Annotated in this window: 5 protein-coding genes and 1 pseudogene; 2 read left to right on the top strand and 4 right to left on the bottom strand. The window is 37.8% G+C overall.

What is annotated here, in order from left to right; all coding sequences use genetic code 11:
- On the top strand, nt 1-270 hold a 270-nt coding region (locus BM278_RS17595), incomplete at its 5' end, for a LysR family substrate-binding domain-containing protein (protein ID WP_167359681.1).
- Nucleotides 271-856: 586 nt separating this feature from the next.
- Here the strand turns inward: BM278_RS17595 and BM278_RS17590 are convergent.
- From BM278_RS17590 to serA, 4 genes and pseudogenes are all read right to left on the bottom strand, one after another.
- On the bottom strand, nt 857-1,936 hold the full coding sequence (locus tag BM278_RS17590) for a Gfo/Idh/MocA family protein (RefSeq protein WP_013878223.1): 1,080 nt from the start codon (nt 1,934-1,936) through the stop codon (nt 857-859).
- 20 nt (nt 1,937-1,956) lie between these two features.
- Nucleotides 1,957-2,454, bottom strand: a complete 498-nt coding sequence (locus tag BM278_RS17585; protein ID WP_013878222.1) for a GNAT family N-acetyltransferase — start codon at nt 2,452-2,454, stop codon at nt 1,957-1,959.
- Nucleotides 2,455-2,657: 203 nt separating this feature from the next.
- Nucleotides 2,658-3,890 (bottom strand): 5-aminolevulinate synthase, encoded by a 1,233-nt coding sequence (hemA, locus tag BM278_RS17580; protein ID WP_090952345.1) that lies wholly within the window; start codon nt 3,888-3,890, stop codon nt 2,658-2,660.
- Between the two features lie 162 nt (nt 3,891-4,052).
- Nucleotides 4,053-5,006: pseudogene (gene serA / locus BM278_RS17575) on the bottom strand (phosphoglycerate dehydrogenase); the annotation flags it as partial.
- A gap of 807 nt (nt 5,007-5,813) precedes the next feature.
- Here serA and BM278_RS17570 point away from each other — a divergent pair.
- Nucleotides 5,814-6,257 carry a hypothetical protein gene (locus BM278_RS17570; protein WP_013878218.1) on the top strand — a complete coding sequence of 148 codons (444 nt, stop codon included), beginning with the start codon at nt 5,814-5,816 and terminating at the stop codon, nt 6,255-6,257.
- Nucleotides 6,258-6,590 lie beyond the last annotated feature (333 nt).

Here is a 6,590-nt window from a genome sequence, read left to right as displayed (position 1 = left end):
GGATTCCATCCAAAGGTAGTACAAGAAACACAAGAATTACCTACTGTCATCTCTCTTGTTTCAGCAGGAATGGGCGTAGCTCTTGTACCAGCTTCTATACAATATGTATTAAAAAATAAAGTTGTTTATCGTGACATTCGGAATAATCCATTTACCACTACGACGGCCCTTGCTTGGAAAAGTGACAATCTATCACCAACTGTACATGCGTTTATTGATCTAATGAAAAAATCTGTTATCCCACTCTTTAATCAGGATGATTGGAAATGATCTCTTTTTAGGTCAAGCAAGTAATCAAGATTCTCTTTGTGAACATAGCAAAAAAATGAACGATCAAAATTAATCGTTTTTATTACTTTCTTAGAATATGCCATTAATGTCGAAAAATACTTTGCGTGCAGAAATTACCTATTCCAATCAGAACCTCTACATCAGCTTCTCTAGCAGATGTCAATTGTTGAGAAGTGTTTAGGTACCTAATAGACAACTACACTTATTTTCTTATTGGGATAAAAAGAAAAAACGTGCAAAGAAACAAAATAAAAAAAGTAGAGGTAGGGAGGACAAAATGGATGCAATACCCTCCCTGTAATGCGACAAAATCAATCAACTTGAATAGAGGCTCTTCCAGAATAAGCTTCTATAGGGGTTCAGTAACCAAGTTTAAGTCATTTTCTACCATTGGGGGGAGGATACTAAAATCGTCGAACCTTCCCTCTCCCCTGAGTTGCCCCTATCTTCAAGTGTGGAAATTCATTCCTTGAATCATTATCGCACCCATTTAAAAGTGGTTCCAAAAATCATGAATCGTTTCCTAAATTATTAATCCAGGTGAAACCTCTGACCGTGCCTGCGATCAGCCAAGGCGTTCCCAATCATTTTCGTCGCTGTAGATTTCCCGTTTAGGACCAACCACGTACTGTACAGGTCCGATTGTCGTCGCATTATGTTCTATGGTATTTAATAATTTTTGGAGCCTCAAAGCTGTTTGGAGACAGGCAAACGGTTGTGAAGGAACTGTTCCATTAAGTACATACCCAGTAACATCATTTACTAATCGTACTAGCTTCCGCACTGTTTTAAGTCCTGGATTAGAGTCATCAATACTAGTTTTCATATCCATGATTACATGTTCTCCAGAGGATGTTCTCTCCCAAATACGGAGATGATCAATATCCCATACAGGTGTATCAAATACCATAGTTGCAAAAATTAGTTTGTTTTGTGGAGAGGCAAATACTAGATCTACTTCTCTTTTTCGAACAATATTTACGAAGCTACTATACCCGGTTACTACAGCTCTTCCTAAATAAGCAGTCACAGCAACACTATCAAGCACCTCCGGCCCTGATATGGAAAAGTCGGAGCGAGTACCTTGAATAGATTTCAACTCCAGATCAGAGTTTGGGGCACAAATCCATTGAATAAGATCTAGTGGGTGGATTATTTCACTTATCACACCACAAGTTGGTCTATGATCATTAATTCTGTTCTTTCCCCAGTAAAAATTTGCGCGAATAAGCCGTAGATCATGCTCCTCAACATACTTTTTCAAAACGATGGTTGCATCAGAGTAACGTTCTATGAGGTTAAGGCAGAATCCAGATATATCGCTTAGTTTAGCTTCCAGAAGCTCTAAGTCATCGTGTGTATTTGCTAAGGGCTTCTCGCAAATAACAAAGCCTTTGAACCCATTCAACTTTTTAATAACATCCATGTGGAATTCATCATTTACACTGATAACGATAATCTGAGGATCAAATTGTTTGATAGCAGTATCTATTTCTTCAAAATATTTAATATCACTACGTTTAAGACTTCTATCAACGTATGCAATATTGATTTTTTCATTGCCAACTATGTTTTTATTTATATTAGAAAAAGCCTGAACAAACCTTGTTCCAGCATACCCCAATCCGACAATTAAGACGTTCATGATTTTCCTCCTGTATAACATTAAATTTCCTTTAACAATAATTCTTCGCCAGAATCAGTAAATCCGAGCTTTGTATATAGATTTTTTGCTATTGGTGTTGTTTGTAATACAACTTTTTGGACATCATTTGTCTTGAACCAGTCCAAAATATATTTCATTAAACTTTCAGCAAATCCTCTACGACGCCGTGCAGGGTGAACAATAACTGATTGTACCCATCCAACTAGGCCGTTCAAACATCCTTTCATCGGCGCGCGTTCATCAATGATCCCAATTGCACAAGCCGATATATCGGATTCACCATCATAATGGGCCACAGCAACTACAATTTTTTCATTTGCATGTATGTTGCGAAAAAGCCATTTTCGATAGCTTTCCTGCCAAGCAATTTGTTCTTCATGAGATTTAGAAACATAGTGACCCACCCCTTCATTAAGCAATAGCTTTCTAAGTTCAATCAGCATGTCCACATCGTTAATAGTGGCCTTTCTTGTGACGATTCTCAAGTTATTATTCATAGACAAACACCCTCCCCTATAAATGTTGATATATCAATGGTTGTAGACGTTTCAGGGTTGTCAAAAAATATTTTTCGACACGTTTTGTACTCGAAAAATGTGTGTTTCATTGATTACATTACAGGTATGTCAGATGATCTAAACATCTATTATTTATGTTGGCCTTGGCATACATATCGATTTGCTCCATACTGTAAAAACAGTTATGCGTACACATCTGCTGCCGACTGCGCAAAAGGAATATCAAAGTAGTGAAAAACTTCCTTCAATGCATCGGTTAGCTGTAATATCTGTTCTTCGGTGTGGTTAGGTGTAACATTGACTCGAAAACGTTCCGTACCGATAGGAACGGTCGGCGAGTTAATAGGCTGTAGATAGATCTTATGTTTTTCAAGTAGTCTTTGAGCAGCAGCTTTACATTTTTTTGCATCCCCGATCAGTACGGGAAGAATGTGTGTTTCACTCGATTGCATCACTGGAATACCGGCCTGAGTGAGTGTTTCCCTTAACATAATAGTCTTCCTATGCAGTTCTTTTCTTTCCTTATCGGAGGATTTCAAGTACTCGACGCTGGCATAGCATGCAGCGACAACTGCTGGCGGCAGAGATGTAGTAAAAATGAAACCAGATGCAAAAGAGCGAACAGCGTCAATCAGTAGTGCTGACGAAGCAATATATCCGCCTATCACCCCTATCGCCTTCGCCATTGTTCCCTGAATGATGTCTATACGATCTGCAACGCCGAGTTCTGCAGCCATCCCTGCTCCACGTGGACCGTACATACCGATGGCATGCACTTCATCGAGGAATGTTAGAGCGTTATATTTACTAGCAAGGTTCGTAATCTTTTCGATTGGCGCGATATCACCGTCCATCGAATATATCGACTCGAATACGATGATTTTTGCTCGATTACGTGGCTGAGAAGCAAGTAATTCCTCCAGATGGTCGACATCATTATGTCTAAATATAGCACGGTCAGCTTTAGCGCTTCGTATTCCATTGATAATCGAAGCATGGTTAAGTTCGTCGGAGAACACTATGCAATTAGGAAACAGACGCAACAAGCATTGTAATGTTGCATCATTTGAACTGTATCCAGTCGGAAAAACCAATGCAGCCTCCTTACCGTGCCAGTCTGCTAGTGATGATTCGAGCAAAGTGTAATGGTAGTGTGTGCCACCTATGTTCCGTGATCCGCCTGAACCGGCGCCATATAATCTGATCGCATCGTGCATCGCTGCAGTAACCACAGGATGCTGAGACATTCCTAAATAGTCATTGCTACACCACACAACAACAGATTGCTCATCTTCCTTACCATTCAACTTTGCCAATGGATACTGACCACATATCCGATTAATCGTAACGAATTCACGGTATTGTCCACTTTCTTTCAAAGAATTGAGCTTGTCGCTGAGAATCTCGGCATACATAACTTTACCACCCTCCAGTAAAAGAAATTTCCACTCAAAGAGTAAACGCATGTAAATTACTATTAAAAAACAGGATTATTAATTATTTGGTAATTCGTTCTATTTAACTCTAAGTTTTTCATTGTAATCGTAATCTTAATTTAAGACTAATTTTTCTTGGATTTTATCCTTTTTAATGATTGGGAAGTTGACGGAAGACATGACAGGAAGACCTTTTACAAATCGCAAAACCTCCTCTGAAATTTGTGTAGCGACATTTAACTGTGCTTCTTTTGTTGAGGCTCCTAAATGTGGTGTTACAATCACCGATGGGTGATCGATCAATTTTGAATGGATAGGGGGTTCGACTTCAAATACATCAAGCGCTGCTCCTGCGACATGGCCGTTTTCCAGTGCTTCTAAAAGAGCTTCTTCTTCAATAATTCCACCTCTTGCACAGTTAATAATTCGTACTCCTTTCTTTGTCTTTGCAATTGTATCTTTATTTAATAATCCCTTCGTTTCCTCGGTAAGAGGTGTATGAACTGTAATGATGTCTGCACTGGAAAGAACTTCGTCAAATGAAAGCATTTCGACACCCATTTTATTTGCTCTCTCACGGGTAAGGATAGGATCAAATACATGCACCTTCATTCCAAAGGCTTTTGCACGCTTGGCAACTTCAGTACCGATACGTCCAAAACCGATAATTCCTAAAATCTTTCCGTAAAGTTCAGATCCAACAAAAGCTGTTCGGTTCCATTCTTTTGATTTAACTGAAATATTAGCTTGAGGAATGTGCCTCATCAAAGAAGAAATCATCGCAAATGTATGCTCGGCTACCGAAATTGTATTTCCATTTGGAGCATTAATGACAATTACTCCTTGCTTTGTTGCCTCATCAACATCAATGTTATCTACACCGACGCCGGCTCTTCCGACAATTTTTAAAGAGGTCATCTTTTTTAAAAGCTCTTTCGTTACTTTTGTGTCGCTCCGCACCAATAGAGCATTAAAGGTATTTAATTCATCTTCTACTTCTGTTATATTTTTTTGTATAACTTCAACAAATTCTGATTCTCTCAACGGTTTCAGGCCTTCATTGGGCATTTTGTCTGAGACTAATACCCGAAACATTTTAAATACCTCCTACTTGTGTATTTTTTTGAGATGTATTAGCGCGCTTGCTATCAAAATTCTACATTAACAATTATTTTCCTTGTAAATAATTGTAAAATGATCGTGAATTTTTTGTTAAAAAATTAGTAATATTTATAATTAACTAGCGAATAACTCCGTTAAATGTGAAGAGACACCAACATGAGAAAAGCGGGGACTCATTGGTGAACCATACAGGGTGTGAGTTCCATTTTAAGTCCGAATAATTGTATAAAAAGGAAAACATGAAGAGAGCCATATTGCTTCCTCCCTCTATAAATGTTGATATATCAACGGTTGTAGCCGTTTCAGGGGTGTCAAAAAAATATTTTTCGACAAAGTTCCTAACATTATTTCTTAAATATGTGTATATCTTACATTGACTGGGTACGCTTCGCGGTCACTACTGGTTAAATTTGGTTGTAGTGAGGGAAGCGTATGGGATGCACCTTGGATCTCTGCATCGCTGATGATGACGAACCCTCCCATGTCTCTTGGCATCCTTGTGCCTACATTCCTTCGTTCGGTCTAGTCATCAGGCAGAGACCGGCTATGCTCCTTTAGGGACTCGATGTCGAATGGATGATATCGCGCCAGCTTCTCCGTATCATCTTTGTTGTCTAGAGAATCGCAAGGCATTATTTAGAGTACTTTTTCAAATCACTTTATATACGTTAAAAATAGATCTATTTTACTAATGTACCATATAAAATTTCGACAAATTTATACCTTTTGGAAATGTTATACTTTAATTGTTATAAATTCAATTAAGAAATGGGAAAGTGTATGAAAAAATTTTTATCAGCATTGTTGTTGTTTTCCTTTATCATCTCGTTTTGGTCTATTGGCAATCTAACCTTTGCTGCATCAACGGAGAAAACTGGAAAAGAACTGGCTAAACAATTAGTAAATGATCCTAGTATTTGGAATGAATTGAACGATAATCAGAAAGAAAAAATAAAAGATTTTGCAAAAGAAAGATCAGACAAAGTATTAAAAGAGATTGAAAAAGCCACAAAAAGGGATGCATCTATTGAAGAAAAAAATAAAGTATTAAAGGAAAAGGTTTGGCCTAAGTTAGCTGAAGACGAAAAATTATCATACTTAGTGTACTTAACGCCTGTAAAATATACACAAAAAGTAAAGTTAAATAAGGACTTAACAAGTTCAAATAACAAAGAGGCCAAGAGTTCAAATTTCTTTGCTAATGTATTCAATGCTTTCTTGTGATTCATTCTTCCGACCAAAGCTGAAGCTACTATAACCGATTATAATTGGTTTCATAAAACACTAATCGGTGAGAATATCTATGGTACTGACTTGTTCGAGTTTTGGACGGAAAATCTATGGTATTACGATGGAGTAAAAATTCTCTCTATTAGCCCAAAGGAAGGTTATAAGATCTATTCTTCAGGATGGAGTTATACTGGTAAATCAGTAGAGGATTGGTATGAATATAATAACTTTGACCCGTGGTGCTAGATAAAACTCAGACAAGCATAAAAATAGCCCTTGCTGGCGGATCTCCAGTAGAATGAAAGTGTCACCCAACATTCGAAAGGA

The sequence above is a fragment of the Parageobacillus thermantarcticus genome (assembly GCF_900111865.1).
GTDB lineage: Bacteria > Bacillota > Bacilli > Bacillales > Anoxybacillaceae > Parageobacillus > Parageobacillus thermantarcticus.
The sequence above is the reverse complement of the archived record's forward strand: the minus strand, read 5'-3'. Positions and strand labels throughout refer to the sequence as shown.

What these genes read in the sequence shown, in the direction of transcription:
- BM278_RS17590 (WP_013878223.1), bottom strand. Translation starts at nt 1,936, where the DNA reads ATGAACGTCTTAATTGTCGGATTGGGGTATGCTGGAACAAGGTTTGTT.
- BM278_RS17570 (WP_013878218.1), top strand. Translation starts at nt 5,814, where the DNA reads ATGAAAAAATTTTTATCAGCATTGTTGTTGTTTTCCTTTATCATCTCG.
- hemA (WP_090952345.1), bottom strand. Translation starts at nt 3,890, where the DNA reads ATGTATGCCGAGATTCTCAGCGACAAGCTCAATTCTTTGAAAGAAAGT.
- BM278_RS17585 (WP_013878222.1), bottom strand. Translation starts at nt 2,454, where the DNA reads ATGAATAATAACTTGAGAATCGTCACAAGAAAGGCCACTATTAACGAT.